This is a genomic window from Stenotrophomonas sp. YIM B13575 (assembly GCF_042787595.1).
Lineage (GTDB): Bacteria > Pseudomonadota > Gammaproteobacteria > Xanthomonadales > Xanthomonadaceae > Stenotrophomonas > Stenotrophomonas lactitubi_B.
Genome location: NZ_JBHZOP010000104.1, coordinates 1 through 16,317 on the forward strand (window position 1 = coordinate 1; position 16,317 = coordinate 16,317).

The window sequence follows — 16,317 nt, forward strand, 5'->3', positions numbered from 1 at the left end:
GGTGGGTCCGGTTGCGGGGGTGTAAGCGCCATGGATGGCGCGCCCAAGCCTACAGGGACGTACTTGCGGCGTCCCCCGCAACCGGACCCACCCCGCCATCCCACGGAATACCCGCTGTTGCTTTGGCTTTGGCTTTGGCTTTGGCTGTTACCGTTGCTGTTGCTGTTGCCTCGGCAGGTGCAGGGCGCAGCCCTGCCGCACCCTACCCCTCCGCCATCGCCTGCCACCATTGCGCCAGCAGCTCCGGCCGTCGCAGGCGCTCGCGCCACCAGTGCAGGGCCGCGCCATCTTCGCCGGTGCGCCAGGCCAGCCAGAAGGTCTCTTCCGGCTTGTGCTCCTCGACCTCGCGGATCACCAGCTGGCCGCGTGCCACCGCCGCGCGCGCGCAGGGCTCGGGCAGGAAGCCGAATCCCAGCCCCTGGCACTGCAGCTTCAACTTGCTGGCCATGTCCGGCACGGTCAACGTCTCCTGGCCCATCAACAGGCCCACGGTGCGTGGCAGCAGGCGTCGTGCCGAATCGGATACCGCGATCGCGCAGTACGGCGCCAACTGCTCGCGGCCGAGCACACCCGGCACGGTCGCCAGCGGATGCCCCGGCGCCACCGCAAACACGAAACCCACGCTGCCCAGCGGCTCGACCACGTAGCCCCCGCCACTGGGACCCTCGCCCGGTGCACCGACCAACAGGTCGGCGCGCCGGTCCAGTAGTGATTCCCAGGTGCCGGACAACGCCTCGCCAAACAGGCGCAATCGGGTCGGCGCCGCCACCTCACGGAATGCAGCAATATCCGGCCCCAGCAGCCAGGTCGGAAACACCGAATCCACCGCCAGGGTCAATTCCGCCTCCCAACCCGAGGCTACGCGCCGTACCCGCAGTTCCAGCTCCCGGGCCGCACGCAGCAGGTGCCTGCCCTCCTCCAGCAACGCGCGCCCGGCCTCGGTCGGCTCCGCCCGCGGGCCGATCCGGTCGAACAGCTGCACCCCAAGGTCCTCTTCCAGCTTGGCCACGGTGTAGGAAATGGTCGAGGGCACCTTGTGCAGGGCCTTGCCGGCGCCGGCGAATGAGCCTCGGCGGTCGATCGCGTCCAGGATCTGCAGGGCATCGAGGCTGAGCTTGAGCATTCGAAATTTTCGATGATGGCTGTCAAAACTATCCGTTTTTCAAACCCCAGGTGCAAGCGGATACTTCTCCTCAACGGGAAAACACAGCGGCTGCCAGCCCATCCCGCCCCATCGAAACCATCGAACAAGGAGATTCCATCATGCTGCAGATCCGCAAGAGCGCTACCCGTGGCCTGGCCGAGCATGGCTGGCTGTCCTCGCGCCATACCTTCTCGTTCGCCAGCTACTACGACCCCCGCTATGTGAGCTTCGGCCCGCTGCGGGTCATCAACGAAGACAAGGTGACCGGCGGCCAGGGCTTCGGCACCCACAGCCACAGCAACATGGAGATCGTCTCCTACGTGCTGGGTGGCGCGCTGGAGCACAAGGACTCGATGGGCACCGGTTCGGTGCTGCGCTACGGCGACGTGCAGCGCATGAGCGCCGGCAGCGGCGTCAGCCACAGCGAGTTCAACCATTCGGCCACCGATCCGGTGCATTTCCTGCAGATCTGGATCTTCCCGCAGACCGAGAACATCACGCCGTCGTATGAGGAGACCCACTTCACGCCGGAGAGCAAGCGCGGCCAGCTGCGCCTGATCGCCTCGCCGGATGGCGCCGATGGCTCGCTGCACATCCACCAGGATGCGCGCATCTTCGCCACCATCCTCGATGGCGAGCAGAAGCTGCATCACGCCCTGGCTGCCGGCCGCGGCGCGTATGTGCAGGTGGCGCGGGGCCAGCTGCAGGTCAACGGCATCACCCTGGAAGCGGGTGACGCCCTGCAGGTCAGCGACGAGGCACAGCTGACCCTGGAAAACGGCAACGACGCCGAAGTGCTGGTGTTCGACCTGCCGCTGTAACCCACACGCCCGCGCATCTGTAGAGCCGAGCCCACGCTCGGCTGCGGTTTGAAAGCCAGCCGAGCATGGGCTCGGCTCTACAAGGCCTGCGTCAGAACCTGTAGTTCAACGCCAGCCGCACGTTGCGCGGCTCGCCCCAGGTGTAGGTGCTGTACCAGCTGAAGATCGTGTAATAGCGCTTGTCCAGCAGGTTGTTGACGTTGACGGTGGCCGACAGGCGATCGTTGAACTGGTAGCGCGCCATGGCATCCAGCAGCCAGTACGGCTGGGTGCGATGGACCACCGACGCACCATTGGCCGGGTTGGTGATGGTGCCGAACGTGGAATCCTGCCAGCGCGCGCCGCCACCGACGGTCAGCCCCTGCCAGTCGCCGCGCAGGCGGTAGCTGGTGTGCAGGCTGAACTGGTTTTCCGGCTCCAGCGTGGACACCTTGGTCCCTGCCTGGCGGGCGATCTTGTGCGCAAAGCCGCCCTGCACCTGCCAGCCCTCGGCCAGTTGTCCGGACAACTCCAGTTCGTAGCCCTTGGTGCGCACCCCCATCAATCCGCGATAGGCGATATCGCCGGTCGGCGTCTTGCCACCGGTAGGCTGGGCGAAGTTGTCCTGGTCAAGCTGGAACAGCGCCGCGCTGGCATTGAAGCGGCCGTCGAAGAACTCCGCCTTCAGACCCATTTCATAGCTGCGGCCTTCCAGCGGATCCAGCGTCCTGCCCTGTTCGTCGCGCTCACCCTGCGGCTTGAAGATGGTGCTGTAGCTGGCGTAGACCGAATAGTGCTCGCCAAGGTCGTAGACCACGCCGGCATACGGCACGAACACGCCGGTCTCGCGCGTCTGCGGCGAACGGTAGCTGGCCAGGCGGCTGCCGACGATCACCTTCAACGGGTCGGCCACATCGAAGCGACCGACCACGTACAGGCCGTTCTCGCGGGTCACTTCATTGTTGCCGTAACCGCGCTGCCATTCCGGTTCCGGGATATCACCCTTCCAGCTGTTGTAATCGGCAACGGCGGTCGGGTAGCCGGGCTGCGGCGAATAACCGGTGTTGGTCCAGCGCTTGCGCGACGCACTGCCGCCGACCACCAGTTCATGCTGACGGCCGAACAGGCCGAAGTTGCCACTCAGGTAGAAGTCGGCAGCGTTGCTGACGGTCTTGCCGACATACTTGCCCAGCCACAACGAAACGCCTTCGCCGGTGACCGGATCGGGATTGCCACCGGCCGCACCGGCCAGCGCCGCGTCGTAGCCGTTGACCTGGTGGTTGAGCTGCAGCTTGGCCACCCAGTCGTTGTCGAAGGTGTGTTCCAGCGTGGCAAAGCCGGTGCGCACGTACTGGCGCCAGCCACTCCAACGGGTACCGTTGTTGAACGAGCGCGGCATGTCATTGAAATTGCCCTGACTGTCCAGCAACGGAATGCCGCCCCAGGTCGAGCCCTTGGGGTCGCTCTCCAGCACGTCGCCGCCCACGGTCAGCAGCGTGCGTTCGCCCAGATCGGCTTCCAGCACGGCATAGCCGACCTTGCTGGTGCGCTGGTAGAAATCCAGATTGGAATGCTTGTCCTGCCAGGCACCTACTGCACGCCCACGCACGCGGCCATCGGCAGTCAACGGGCCGCCGACATCGACTTCGGCACGGTAGTCATCCCAGCGGCCGACGCCGAGCGTCGCACTGCCGGCAAACTCCTTGCCCGGCTTCTTGCGTACCAGGTTGATGGTCGCGCCGGGATCGCCCATGCCGGTCAGCAGGCCGGTGGCGCCCTTGAGCACTTCGATGCGGTCGTAGATCGCGGTATCGCTGAGCGTATTGCCGGCCGAATAGGCCGAGTCGCGCGACATCGGAATACCGTCGTACTGGAAGTTCTGCACGGCAAAACCACGCGCGTAGTACTCGGTGCGCTCACTGTCGTAGGTGACGATGCTGATGCCCGGGGTCACCCGCATCACATCATCGATGCCGTCCAGGCCGAAGTCGTCCATCTGCGCACGGGTGATCACGCTGATGGTCTGCGGGGTCTGCCGCGGGGTCAGTACCCGGCGGGTGGCGGTGGCGATCGTGCCCGGCGTGTAGGCGCCGCTGCCTTCGGTGATGGTGCCCAGCTGGTTGGCGGTGACCTGCACGGTCTGCAGCGTCTGCGAGGGCGTTTTGCCCTCTTCTTCAGCCGGTGCGGATTGCGCCGAGGCGGCGCCGGCCGCGGCCACTGAGGTCAGCAGAAGACCATGGGCAAGGGCCCTCGCCAACGGGCGACGACGCAGGGAGAGCACGGAAAAACGAACAGGCACGGACGACACGACGGGACCTCCACGAAGGGGTGGGATCCTCTGGCGGCGGCTCGAGGGAAAAGGGGGAATGGCGGCCAAGGGCCGCAGGCGCAGGAGTTTACTCTCCTGCGCTTCCGCTGTCGTGGGTGGCGCCCGGGCCCGAGCAGGCGCTGCCCCGTGGCAAACGTCAGCCGTCGACGGCCGCCACCGCCTCCAGGATCAGTGCTGCCACTTCGGCCGGATGCGAGGCCAGCGAGGCATGGCTCGCTTCCAGCTGCAGCAGGCGCTTGGGCTGCAGGCGTTCGGCCATGGCCTTCTGGTTCTGTGGCGAGATCATCCGGTCCTGGCTGGAAAGCTGGTACCAGCTCGGCTTGTGCTTCCACGCCGGATCGCTGATCGCATCGCCGAAGGTGCTGGCCAGCGGCGCCTTCTGGGTCACCGCCATCACCCAGCCTTCGTCGGCGCTGAGGTCCTGGCAGAAGCTCTCATGGAACTTGTCCGCGCGCAGCCACAGATAGCCATCGCTGTCCGGGGCAAGGTTCGGTGCCGCTTCGGGCAGGTGCTGCTGGGTAATGCCGCCCGGGCTCTCACCGCTGTCCGGGGCAAATGCAGCGATATAGACCAGGCCCTGCACGTTGGCCTGGTTGCCGGCTTCGGTGATCACCGCGCCCCCGTAGGAGTGCCCGACCAGCACCACCGGGCCATCGATCTGGCGGATCATCCGGCGCGTCCGCTCGGCGTCGTTGACCAGCGAGGTCAGCGGCAGCTCGACCGCCTTCACCTGGTCGTGGCCCTTGCGGTGCAGTTCCAGGATCACCTTGGCCCAGTGTGCGGCCCCGCCCCAGAAGCCATGGACGAGGAGGATGGTCGGTGTGGTGCTCATGCGCTGATCTCCGGCAGCGGCCGGGCGGAATGCCGACCGTCGGGCTACTCTCCACCGATGGCGTTAATCAACGGTGACGCATCCAGCCCACTGCAATCGTATGCGTCGCCCGATGTCACGCATGGCACTTGCCCGGCGCCTATGAAAACGTTTTCATAGCGGGATCCTCTTGAGCCTTCCTCGCGCATGACGCCTTCTTCTCCCCGCGCCCAGCAGCACGCGACCCGCGCTGCCTTCTTCATTCCCGGCTTTGCCACTGCTGCCTGGGCACCGATGGTGCCGTTCGCCAAGGCCAAGGCCGGGTTGTCCGATGCCAGCCTCGGCGGGCTGCTGCTGTGCCTGGGACTGGGCTCATTGCTGGCGATGCCGCTGGCAGGTGCGTTGACCGCGCGGCTGGGCTCACGCCGCTTGATGATCGCCACCACGGCGTTGATTCTGCTCGCCCTGCCACTGCTGACGCTCGCTCCCACGCCGCTGGCACTGGGGGCGACGCTGTTCGTGTTCGGTGCGGGTGTGGGCGCGATGGACTGCACGATGAACATGCAGGCGGTGGCCGTCGAGCGCGATGCGGGCCGCCCGATGATGTCCGGCTTCCACGCGTTCTACAGCATTGGTGGCTTCGTCGGCGCCGGCTGCATGACCGGCCTGCTGGTTCTCGGTACGCCGCTGTGGCTGGCGTCACTGGTCGCCGTGGCGGCCATGCTGCTGGTGGCCGTGCTGTCGGCCCCGCACTGGCGCCCGCAGCGCATCCTGCATGATGGCCCGATGCTGGCCGTGCCGCACGGCGTCGTGCTGTTCATCAGTGTGCTCGCCTTCGTGGTGTTCCTGGCCGAGGGCTCGATGCTCGACTGGAGTGCGGTGTTCCTGGCCGAAGTGCGGCAGGTGCCGCGCGACCAGGCCGGTGCCGGCTTTGCGGTGTTCACGCTGGCGATGACCGCGATGCGCCTGTTCGGCGATGGCATCGTCGAGCGCCTTGGCCGCACCCGCACCATCGTCATTGGCGGCATCACCGCAGCAGCCGGTTTCGCACTGGCCACGCTGGTGCCCTCCTTCGCGATGGCGCTGGTCGGTTACGTGCTGGTGGGCCTGGGCTGCGCCAACATCGTGCCCGCCCTGTTCTCGATGGCCGGCCAGCAGCGGGCGATGCCGGAGAGCATTGCGATCACCGCAGTCACCACGCTGGGCTATGCCGGCATCCTTGCGGGCCCCGCAGCGATCGGCGCGCTCGCCCACGCCACCAGCCTGGGCTTTGCCTTCCTGTGCGTGGCGGCGATGCTGCTGGGCGTGGCGGCGTCGGCGCGTTCACTGGCCCGCCGCCTGCCCTGAAGGCTCAGCTGCGCGCTGGGGTCTTTGCCGGTGCATCGACGCCGTGCACCAGCCACTCGGCCTGGGCCGGCAACTGCGGCGCTGGGCACGCGGACTTCGGGTGGTGTTCGTCGCGTGCCATCCAGTCATCGACCACCCCGGCCAGCAGGTCCAGCCGCAGCGGCAGGGTGATGTGATCTTCGCCGCGCATCTCGATGTAGTGCGCACGCGGGTTGGCCTGTGCCAGCGCACGCCCCTGGCTGACCGGAATGTGCTGGTCGCCCTGCCCGTGCAGCAGCAGCACGCAGGCACGGGTATCGGCCAGCGCGCGGGCAACATCCACCTTGTCCAGGTCCACGTCGATGCGGCGGCTGGCGGCGGCCACCACCTGGTTGATGTCCTGGCTGCCGTAGCGCCAGCGTGCATACGAGGCGATGGCCTTTGCCTTCAAGCCTTCCGGCTGCAGCGCCATCAGATGCGGAATCATGGTGCGGATCGCTACGCCGGCATTGGCAAACGATTCCATCGCCACCACGCCTGCGACCTGGTCGCCCAGCTTGTCGGCGGTGAACAGTGCGGTGGCAGCGCCATAGGAAACGCCGAACAGGTACAGCGGACCGGTCACCTCGCCGCGCGCGCGCAGTTCGGCGATGACATCCACCACATCGTCCGATTCATAGGTGCCGTAGCCAGAGGGACCGGCGCCGGACTGGCCATGGTTGCGCAGGTCCAGGGTGACCACGCGGTAGCCCGACTCGGCCAGCTGCAGCGACCACGGCAGCATCGAATCACCGTTCATCATCCAGCCGTGCAGCAGCACCACGGTGCCACGTGGCGCCTGCGCGCGGAACGGTTGCGGTACCGCCAGGCTCAGCCCGGTATCCAGCGGCAGGCCGTTCTGGTGCTGCTGCGGCAGGTAGTGGTAGCGCGCACCATAGTCACCCGGATCGAATGCGCGCCAGAAGATCGGCACGCCATCACGGCCCGCGGCGAAGCCATGCCGGTTCGGCAACGCAGCCACGGCCGCGGCGATCCGCGGTTGATCAAGCAGGGTCGAAACGCCACCGGGCGCGATCAGGCGGTCGCTGAGCGAGGTGGACGAGGCGGTCATCGAAGAAGAGCATGCAGCCAGCCACAGGCCGGCGCACGCCAGCAAAAGCAGCAGCAGGCGCTTCATGGGCAGTCAGGGGAAAAGTGCGACAGCGTGGCAGATTAGCGGCCACGCCCGACGCCATCTATCGCAGCTGGATGACGGGTTGATGACAGCGCAGGATCGATTCAGCTTGTCACAATGTCGCGACCGGCCGAAGCATTGATCCGGATCAATGAACGCCATCGCATCAATGGCCACAGTGCCGGCATGCGCACCTCGTTCAAGCTCGCCATTGCCCTGGCCGCCACATTGGCCGCCGCCTACGGCATCGCCCGCAGCACGCCGTACTGGTTCGCCCCGCGGCAACAGGCCGAGGTCGATATCCACGACCCGACCCTGATCGAGCAGGGCCGGTATCTGTCACGTGCCGCCGACTGCGCCGCCTGCCACACCGCACCGGGCGGCAAGCCCTTCGCCGGTGGGCTTGGCATGCAGACGCCGATGGGCACGCTGTATTCGACCAACATCACCCCGGACCCGGATACCGGCATCGGCGCGTACGACTATGCGGATTTCGAGCGCGCGGTGCGGCGTGGCATCCGCCATGACGGCCAGCCGCTGTATCCGGCAATGCCCTACGCCTCGTACGTAATCGCCAGCGACGCCGAGATCAAGGCGCTGTATGCCTACTTCATGGGTGCAGTGCAGCCGGTCCGGCAGGACAACGCCGACAGCACGATTCCATGGCCGGCCAACATGCGCTGGCCGCTTGCCTGGTGGCAGCTGCTGTTCGCGCGCCCGCGCAGCTTCACCGCGGATCCGGCCCTGGATGCCGGCCAGCAACGCGGCGCCGAACTGGTTGAAGGCCTGGCCCATTGCGGCGCCTGCCATACCCCGCGCGGGCTGGCCTTCCAGGAAAAGGCGATGGCCGATGATGGCAGCCGCCAGTTCCTGTCCGGCTCGGTACTGGAAGGCTGGTATGCGAAGAACCTGCGCAACGAAGCGACCGGCCTGGCCAGCTGGAGCGAAGCCGAGATCGTCGAATTCCTGCGTACCGGCCGCACCGATCGTTCCGCGGCCTTCGGCGGCATGGCCGATGTGGTCGAGCACAGCACGCAGTACCTGTCCGATGCCGATCTGCTGGCGATGGCGCGGTATCTGAAGCAGCTGCCAGCACGCGACGGTCGCAGCGCGCAGTGGACGCCGGGCACCGACACCACCACCACCGCACTGCGCGGCGGCGACTACCGGGTGGCCGGTTCGCTGGCCTACGCCGAACACTGCCAGGCCTGCCATCGTGCAGATGGCCGTGGCATGCCACGGGTCTACCCTGCCCTGGCCGGCAACTCCATCGTGTTCGCCGACGATCCCAGCTCGCTGGTGCAGGTAACCCTGATCGGTGGGCGTACGCCACATACCGCGCATGACCGGATGGCGTTCACCATGCCGGGCTTCGAGCAGCTGCCCAATGCGCAGCTCGCCGACATCCTCACCTTCATCCGCAACAGCTGGGGCAATCAGGCCAGTGCGGTCAGTGAACTGGACGTGGCGCGCATGCGCCGGGTGGTGCGTGACAAGCCGGTGCATGTGGTCCCGCAGGAGACGGCGCAATGAGGCGTTCGAAGAAGCGTTCGACAGCGTTGATCACCAGCGCAGTGGTTGCGGTGCTGCTGGCCGGTGCCGGTACGCTGCTGTACCAGCATCTGCACCCGGACCTGGACGCGGAGGTGGCAAGGACCCTGGATATCCTCGACGGCCACGGCCAGCGGGTGGGCCAGTACCACGTGCCCAGTGCCGATGAGATCGCCAGCCTCGGCAACGCCGACGCGGTGATGTTCGGCCGTCGCCTGCTCAACGAGACCGCACGCCTGCTGCCGGACAATGTCGGCAACGATCTGAACTGCAACTCCTGCCACATGGCCGAGGGCAAGCGACCGTTCGGCAATCACTACTTCAACACCGGCGGTGGCAGCTACCCGCGCTACATGCCGCGCCCGGGCAGGGAAATCGGTCTGGCCGAGCGCATCAACGGCTGCCTGCAGCGTTCGATGAACGGCAAACCGCTGTCCAAGGATGCACCGGAGATGCGCGCGATGCTGGAATACATGGCGTGGCTGAGCCGCCCGGTACCGGAGGGTGCACGCGTAGCCGCGCCCAGAGAAGGGCCGATCGACAGCACGCTGACGCCGGACCCGATACGTGGGCAGGCGCTGTATGCCGCGCAGTGCGCTGCCTGCCACGGCGACAACGGAGAGGGCCAGCGCGATGCCAGTGGCGATATCGCGTTCCCGCCGCTGTGGGGCGAGCGCAGCTTCAACATCGGTGCCGGCATGGCGCGGTTGTACAAGGCCGCAGGCTTCGTCAAGCACAACATGCCGCCGGCGGTGAGCCGTGAACCGCCTCTGGGCCAGCAGGTGATGCCCGACCAGGATGCGGTGGATATCGCCAGTTACTTCATCAACCAACCGCGCCCGGACTTTGCCGGCAAGGCCAAGGACTGGCCACGCGACCCGAAACCGAAGGACGCACGCTACTGAGGGACGCCGCCGGTGTTGCCGGCCGTCACACAACACACTCCCTGCATCTGCGCGTCACCGCCATGTCATCGGCGCTGCCGACACTCCCGGACTTTCCTCTCCTGAAGGTCCGGTTTCGATGCGAACGATTGCGCGCTTTCCCCGTATCTCGCTGCTTGCCCTGCTGATTGCTCCCGCACTGGATGCCCTGGCTGAAGCACCGCAGGGCGATGCCGCCGATACGCGAAGCGCCGACGCGCGGACCCTGGACCAGGTGCAGGTGATCGGCCAGGCCACCAGCTATGCCAAGACCTCGGTGCGCCAGGAAACCTTGAACCGGCAGACCGTGTTGAGCAGCGTCAATGGCGCGCTCAACGAAGTGCCTGGCGTGGTCGTCAGCGAAGCCGATGCCACCGGTTCGTCGGTGTGGGGCACGCAGATCAGCATGCGCGGCTTCGTCACCAACCGCGATACCCAGCAGATCGGTACCACCATCGACGGCCTGCCCAATGGCGGTTCCGGTTATGGCGGCGGCTCGCTGGCCAACCGCTACATCGATACGCTCGACCTGGAAACGGTGGAAGTGAGCCAGGGCACGGCCGATATCTCCTCGCGCTCGAACGAAGCGCTGGGCGGCACCCTGAACTTCCTCACCAGCGATCCACTGCAGGAGCAGCGCCTGCGCATGGTGGTAGGCGCCGGCGACAACGAAGCGCGCAAGTACTACGTGCGCTACGACACCGGCCTGCTGGGCGGACATACCCGCGCGTGGATCAGCGCATCCTCGGCGCGCGTGCATGACTGGATCGATGGCACCGGACACACCAGCAACGACAACATCGCCGGCAAGTTCATCACCGAACTGGACCGCTGGACCCTGACCGGCTACCTGTCCTACAACGATGCCGACGAGCCGGAGTACACCAGCGTTTCACCGAAGGGCTTCGCCACCAACCCGGACCGCGATGGTCTGGTCGGCACCCTGACCGGCATTCCGTATCTGGACCAGAACTACCGCTCCGGTTCGCGCGCGCTGCGCGAGAACACCTTCGGCTACCTGCGCGCAGCCTTTGATGGCGGCAACGGTTTCAAGGCCTCGATGGCCGCCTACGGGCACCGCATGCAGGGCCGCGGTGACTGGCTGCCGCCGTACCTGGCCGATGTCAGCGACGATGGCGCCGGTCGCCCGCAGTCGGAGTACCTCGGCGGCAGGACGGTCTACGGCGGCAGCAACCGTGGCCAGATCTACTTCGTGAACCCCGATGGCAGTTCCGCCCAGCGTCTGGCCAACTGCACGCCGCGACTCGGCTTCAGCGCCGAGTACGACCCCAACTGCTACGCCGGCAATGTGCAGGGCGCGCAGTCCTACCGCCATTCCCACTACGACAACGATCGCATGGGCGTCACCGCCGACGTCGAATGGCGGCAGACTTTCGGTGCGATCGACAACACGATCCGCGGTGGCCTGTGGGTGGAGAAGCTCGACCGTTCCGTGCGCCGCGACTGGCACCGCCTGCTCAACGTCGGCCAGGACATCGCCTTCGACCACCAGCCCTACTGGGTGCAGTTCGAAGACAAGTACAAGGTCGATGAGCAGATGTACTACGTCGAGGACGTGGCCCGCTTCGGTCCGTTCAGCGCGCGCCTCGGCGTGAAGCAGTTCTTCGTCGACCAGTCGCGTCGCCGTGTGATCGGCGCCGCCGAGAATGTGAAGTCCGATTCGAAGTCCGATCCGCTGCTGTCCACCGGCTTCACCTGGGCCCCGGGTGTGGAGGGCATGGAGCTGTTCGCCGGCTACTCGCAGAACTTCGCCGCGATCCCCTCCGGCGTGCTGGGTGAAACCGATCCGCAGCGCTTCCGCAACGTCGAACCGGAAACCGCCGACAACATCGAACTGGGCATGCGCATCAGCCGCTGGCCGCTGACCGCCTCGGTCACCCTGTACAACATCAAGTTCGACAACCGCATCGTCTACCTGCCGGCCGGCCTGGTCAGCGGCATCGACTACCTCGGCGAGACCGATGGCGTCTACGAGAACTTCGGCGGCGTGGAAAGCAATGGCCTGGAAGCGGCCTTCGGCTACGGCTGGGACAATGGCTGGCGCATCAATGCCGCCTACACCTACAACCGCTCCAAGTACCTGGGCAGCGGCAACGACGCGCGCGACAAGCAGCTGGGCATCGTCGACGGTGCCAAGGTGATCGGCCAGCCCGAGCAGATCCTGGTGGTGTCGGCCGACTGGCAGGGTGAGAACTGGAACTTCGGCCTGTCCGGTCGCTACCTCGGCGAGCGCTACCTGGATGCGGCCAATGTCAACAAACTGCCTTCGGCCACCGTGTTCAACGCCAACATCGGTTTCGACCTGCAGGGCCTGTCGCCGCGCCTGAAGGGCACGGGTGCCAACCTGGTGGTGAGCAACCTGACCGACAAGCGCTATCTTGCAGGGGTGGACGGCCGCGACAACGCCTTCATCGGCGCCCCGCGCACCGTCGGCATCTCCTTCCGCGTGGACTTGTGAGTGTGACCCTGTGACCGATACCGGCCGACGCCGACTGTTGCAGGCCGGCGTCGCCGCCGGCCTTTCGCCGCTGCTGCCCAGCATCGCCCGGGCAGCAGCGATCGCCCCTGCTTCGCGCACGCGCAGCCTGCAGGACCTGCAGCACATCGTGGTGTTCATGCAGGAGAACCGCTCGTTCGACCACTACTTCGGCACGTTGCCGGGCGTGCGTGGCTTCGGTGACCGTTTCGTTGCGCCGGCATCGCCGCTGCCCGGTGGCGACCACCCGCGCAGCCTGTGGTTGCAGCCCGATGCCAGCGGCCAGCGCGCGATCGCCCCTTTCCCATTGGATACCGCTGCGCACTTCGGCTACATGCGGGTGGAAGGCACGCCGCACACCTGGCCGGATGCACAGCAGGCGTGGGACCACGGACGCATGGCGCACTGGCCCAAGGCCAAGCAGAACCATTCGATGGGCTACTTCCAGCGCAGCGACATGCCGTTCCAGTTCGCCCTGGCCGATGCGTTCACCCTCTGCGATGCCTACCACTGCGCGATGCAGGCCGGCACCAACCCGAACCGCGTGTTCCTGTGGACCGGCCACAACGATGCCCAGGCCCGCGCAGGCGGCCCGGTGATCGCCAATTCCCACGACAATTTCCCCGAGCAGGGCAGCCATCCGGAGTCGTATCGCTGGACCAGCTATGTCGAGCGGCTGCAGCAGGCCGGCGTGTCCTGGCAGATCTACCAGGACATGGCCGACAACTTCACCGACAACCCGCTGGCCGGGTTCGAGGCCTTCCGCCAGGCACACCGCGGCGACCCGGGGCATGACCCGGAACTGCGCGCACGCGGCGTCAGCACACGTGGTCTGGCGCAGCTGCGCGAGGACGCGATCAACGGCCGCCTGCCGCAGGTCAGTTTCATCATCGCCGATGCGGCCGGCAGCGAGCATCCGGGGCCGTCCAGCCCCGCGCAGGGCGCCGCCTATACCGCGCGCCTGCTGGATGCATTGACCGCCGACCCGGAGGTGTGGAGTCGCACCGCCCTGCTGCTGATGTTCGATGAGAACGATGGCTTCTTCGACCATGTACCACCACCGGCACCACCCTCCCCGCTTGGCGATGGCTGGGCCGGTGCATCGGCGGTCAGCACCGAGGGCGAATACCACCGCAACCCGGCACCGGGCGACGAGAAATACGATGCCGCCGAGCTGCGCGGGCGCCCCTATGGGCTTGGCCCACGCGTCCCGTTGTATGTGATTTCACCGTGGAGCCGTGGCGGCTGGGTCGACTCGCAGGTGTATGACCACACTTCGGTGCTGCGTCTGATCGAGCGACGCTTCGGCGTGGCCGCGCCGGACATCTCGCCGTGGCGGCGTGCGGTCTGCGGTGATCTCAGCAACGCCTTCGACTTCGCCCAGCGCGACACGCGCCCCTTCACCAAGGCACTGCCGGATGTCACCGCCGTCGCAGCGCGCGCCGCCGCCCTGCCCGGCCGTACCGTGCCTGCGCTGCCCGATGGCCTGCATCCGGCCCGCCAGGAGCCGGGCGTGCGTCCGGCGCGGGCACTGCCCTATCGGCCACAGGTGCAGGCCACGTCGGTGGATGGCCAGGGCCTCACCCTGCAGCTGGCCAGCGATGGCGCCCCGGCCGTCCTGCATGTCTACGACCGCCTGCGCCTGGACGCCATCCCGCGCCGCTACACCGTGGCACCGGGTGCCCCGTTGCAGGATCGTTGGCCGCTGGATGCACAGGGTCGTTACGACCTCTGGCTGCTGGGGCCGAATGGATTCCATCGCCACTATCGCGGCGCGGGCACGCTCGCGCCGCTGCATGCACAGGTGGAACACGCGGACGGCCAGCTGCGGCTGGTGCTGCGCAATCCATCGCCTTCAGTTCGGAAGGTCCAGGTGCAGGGCGGTGCCTACGCGGGCCACATGCCCGTACAGGAACTGCAGCTGGTGGCCGGCGCGGAAACCGTCCTGGCCTGGGACCCGACACCGACCGCAGGCTGGTACGACCTGATCGTGCGCTCGGAGGGCGTCGAGCAACGCTTGGCCGGCCGTGCCGAAGATGGCCGCGCCGGCACCAGCGACCCCGCCATGGGCACCGCACCGTTGCGCTTCGAGCACGGCTGAAGGCACTTCCGTAGCGCCGGGCGCCTGCCCGGCCCTACACCGCAGGACAGCCGGCTCAGGCCTCCTGCAACCCCGGACGGCCGTGCTCCACTGCATAGCGCTTCCAGCTCTGCAGCGTGCCGTTCGGTCGCATGACCGTATCAAGGGTCTTCATGTCACCGATCCAGGCATCGCGGGTGACATCACACAGCACGTAACCGCGCTTGTCCGTCGTCGCCTTCAAGTGGGGGCTGTGCCGCAGCTGGTTCTCTGCATAGGCATCCACGCCCTGCCCGTCGGCGCCCGAGCTGATCGAGGTCGCCAGGAACTCGCTGGAGATCACCCCGGAATCGACGTTGTCCTGCACCAGGTCGCTGGCATAGTGACGGTGTGCATCGCCACAGGCGGTCACCACGTTGCCGAAGCCCACCTTCTGGATGTGATCAAGCAGGCGCCGGCGGCTGCACAGATAGCCGGACCACTGGTCATCGGAAGACTGCACCACGCCGTCCTTCTCGCGCATGTAATTGCCCAGTGAGACCTGGTGCGCGATCGCGTGCCAACGCGGCGCGGCATCGGCCAGGCCATCGAACAGCCATTGCTCCTGCTTCGCACCCACAATGCTGCGCACGGCAGATTCCACCTGTCCGCGCTGCGCCATGTCCACCTGCTTGCTGCGGTACTGGCGGGTATCAAGCAGGTGCAGGTCCAGCAGCGTGCCGTAACGCGCGCGACGGAACATCTGCATATGACCCTCGCGCGGGAACGACGAAGCGCGCAACGGCATGTTCTCGTAATACGCCTGGAACGCCTGTGCGCGGCGCAGCAGGAACAGTTCGCTGGGCGTACCGTCCTGGTCTTCGGCACCCGCCCAGTTGTTGTCCACTTCATGGTCGTCGAACGTCACGAACCACGGTGATGCGGCGTGCGCGGCCTGCAGGTCCGTATCGGTCTTGTACTGCGCGTAGCGGCGGCGATAGTCGTCGAGCGTATAGGTCTGTGGGCCAACGTGGTTGCGCAGGTTGGTGAACGGCTGACCGTTCATCTTGCGCACGCCGGGCTGGCTTTCGCCCTCGTAGATGTAGTCGCCGTAATGGAACACGAAATCGAGTGGTTCCTCGGCAATATGTCGCCACGCCGTGTAGTGCCCTTCTTCGAAATGCTGGCAGCCGGCCACCGCGAAGCGCACGCGCTTGATCGGCGCGTTCGCCGCAGGCAGGGTGTGGGTGCGCCCGATCGCACTGGCATGGCCTCCCACGGTGAAGCGGTACCAGTACGGCCGCCCAGGCAGCAGGCCATCCAGCTCCACGTGCAGCGCATGGCCCAGCTCGGGGTGGGCCAGCGAGGTTCCCTGCCTCACCACCTTGCGCATGGCCTCGTCAGCGGCCACCTGCCATCCCACCACCATCGGCCGGGTGGGCATGCCGCCACCGAACACCAAGGGCTCGGTGGCCAGCCGCGTCCACAACGCCATGCCGTCGGCTGACGGATCACCGGATGCCACGCCGAGGGTGAACGGCGTACTGGCAAAGCGCGGTGAAGCCAGAAGATTGCGTGGATTCAACGCCGCCGCATCGTTCTGCGCGGCCAGCGCGCGGGCGGTCCCGGCCCACGCCCCCAATGCGGAAAGACCCGACAGGGCAAGGAAGCGCCTGCGATTGATCGTATCCAAGACGGCCGCC

Annotated in this window: 11 protein-coding genes; 6 read left to right on the plus strand and 5 right to left on the minus strand. The window is 66.8% G+C overall.

What is annotated here, in order from left to right:
• Positions 1-202: 202 nt before the first annotated feature.
• Positions 203-1,123 (minus strand): LysR family transcriptional regulator, encoded by a 921-nt coding sequence (locus ACFX4F_RS15995; RefSeq protein WP_380657013.1) that lies wholly within the window; start codon positions 1,121-1,123, stop codon positions 203-205.
• Positions 1,124-1,263: 140 nt separating this feature from the next.
• Between ACFX4F_RS15995 and ACFX4F_RS16000 the strand changes: the two genes are divergently transcribed.
• Positions 1,264-1,965: a pirin family protein gene (locus tag ACFX4F_RS16000; protein ID WP_099820122.1), complete on the plus strand. Its 702-nt coding sequence runs from the start codon at positions 1,264-1,266 to the stop codon at positions 1,963-1,965.
• A gap of 91 nt (positions 1,966-2,056) precedes the next feature.
• On the opposite strand, the gene ACFX4F_RS16005 is transcribed toward ACFX4F_RS16000, so the two are convergent.
• Together ACFX4F_RS16005 and ACFX4F_RS16010 are read right to left on the minus strand one after the other, a co-directional pair.
• Positions 2,057-4,252, minus strand: a complete 2,196-nt coding sequence (locus tag ACFX4F_RS16005; RefSeq protein WP_380657017.1) for a TonB-dependent siderophore receptor — start codon at positions 4,250-4,252, stop codon at positions 2,057-2,059.
• A 157-nt stretch (positions 4,253-4,409) separates the two neighbouring features.
• The gene (locus tag ACFX4F_RS16010; RefSeq protein ID WP_380657020.1) at positions 4,410-5,105 is read right to left on the minus strand and encodes an alpha/beta hydrolase; all 696 of its coding nucleotides are present in this window, start codon (positions 5,103-5,105) and stop codon (positions 4,410-4,412) included.
• A gap of 186 nt (positions 5,106-5,291) precedes the next feature.
• Between ACFX4F_RS16010 and ACFX4F_RS16015 the strand changes: the two genes are divergently transcribed.
• Positions 5,292-6,431 carry an MFS transporter gene (locus ACFX4F_RS16015; protein WP_099820119.1) on the plus strand — a complete coding sequence of 380 codons (1,140 nt, stop codon included), beginning with the start codon at positions 5,292-5,294 and terminating at the stop codon, positions 6,429-6,431.
• Positions 6,432-6,435: 4 nt separating this feature from the next.
• Here the strand turns inward: ACFX4F_RS16015 and ACFX4F_RS16020 are convergent, their stop codons facing one another.
• Complete coding sequence (locus ACFX4F_RS16020) at positions 6,436-7,587, minus strand: alpha/beta hydrolase (protein WP_380657024.1); 1,152 nt, start codon at positions 7,585-7,587, stop codon at positions 6,436-6,438.
• 183 nt (positions 7,588-7,770) lie between these two features.
• Here ACFX4F_RS16020 and ACFX4F_RS16025 point away from each other — a divergent pair, with 183 nt between their 5' ends.
• From ACFX4F_RS16025 to ACFX4F_RS16040, 4 genes are all read left to right on the plus strand, one after another.
• The gene (locus ACFX4F_RS16025; protein WP_380657068.1) at positions 7,771-9,117 is read left to right on the plus strand and encodes a c-type cytochrome; all 1,347 of its coding nucleotides are present in this window, start codon (positions 7,771-7,773) and stop codon (positions 9,115-9,117) included.
• Entirely contained in the window at positions 9,114-10,040 is a 927-nt protein-coding gene (locus ACFX4F_RS16030) for a c-type cytochrome (RefSeq protein ID WP_380657027.1), read from the plus strand. The genes ACFX4F_RS16025 and ACFX4F_RS16030 overlap by 4 nt, the downstream gene beginning before the upstream one ends.
• A 118-nt stretch (positions 10,041-10,158) precedes the next feature.
• A complete protein-coding gene (locus tag ACFX4F_RS16035) occupies positions 10,159-12,537 on the plus strand; it encodes a TonB-dependent receptor (protein WP_380657030.1) in 2,379 nt (792 codons plus the stop codon).
• A 10-nt stretch (positions 12,538-12,547) separates the two neighbouring features.
• Positions 12,548-14,656, plus strand: coding sequence for a phosphocholine-specific phospholipase C (locus ACFX4F_RS16040; RefSeq protein WP_380657033.1), 2,109 nt, complete (start codon positions 12,548-12,550; stop codon positions 14,654-14,656).
• A 55-nt stretch (positions 14,657-14,711) separates the two neighbouring features.
• On the opposite strand, the gene ACFX4F_RS16045 is transcribed toward ACFX4F_RS16040, so the two are convergent.
• A complete protein-coding gene (locus tag ACFX4F_RS16045; protein WP_380657036.1) occupies positions 14,712-16,307 on the minus strand; it encodes an alkaline phosphatase D family protein in 1,596 nt (531 codons plus the stop codon).
• Positions 16,308-16,317: the final 10 nt, after the last annotated feature.

Bases quoted from the DNA above. Each gene is read 5' to 3' on its own strand.
- ACFX4F_RS16015 (WP_099820119.1), top strand. From the start codon at position 5,292: ATGACGCCTTCTTCTCCCCGCGCCCAGCAGCACGCGACCCGCGCTGCC.
- ACFX4F_RS15995 (WP_380657013.1), bottom strand. From the start codon at position 1,123: ATGCTCAAGCTCAGCCTCGATGCCCTGCAGATCCTGGACGCGATCGAC.
- ACFX4F_RS16030 (WP_380657027.1), top strand. From the start codon at position 9,114: ATGAGGCGTTCGAAGAAGCGTTCGACAGCGTTGATCACCAGCGCAGTG.
- ACFX4F_RS16025 (WP_380657068.1), top strand. From the start codon at position 7,771: ATGCGCACCTCGTTCAAGCTCGCCATTGCCCTGGCCGCCACATTGGCC.
- ACFX4F_RS16000 (WP_099820122.1), top strand. From the start codon at position 1,264: ATGCTGCAGATCCGCAAGAGCGCTACCCGTGGCCTGGCCGAGCATGGC.
- ACFX4F_RS16020 (WP_380657024.1), bottom strand. From the start codon at position 7,587: ATGAAGCGCCTGCTGCTGCTTTTGCTGGCGTGCGCCGGCCTGTGGCTG.
- ACFX4F_RS16035 (WP_380657030.1), top strand. From the start codon at position 10,159: ATGCGAACGATTGCGCGCTTTCCCCGTATCTCGCTGCTTGCCCTGCTG.
- ACFX4F_RS16010 (WP_380657020.1), bottom strand. From the start codon at position 5,105: ATGAGCACCACACCGACCATCCTCCTCGTCCATGGCTTCTGGGGCGGG.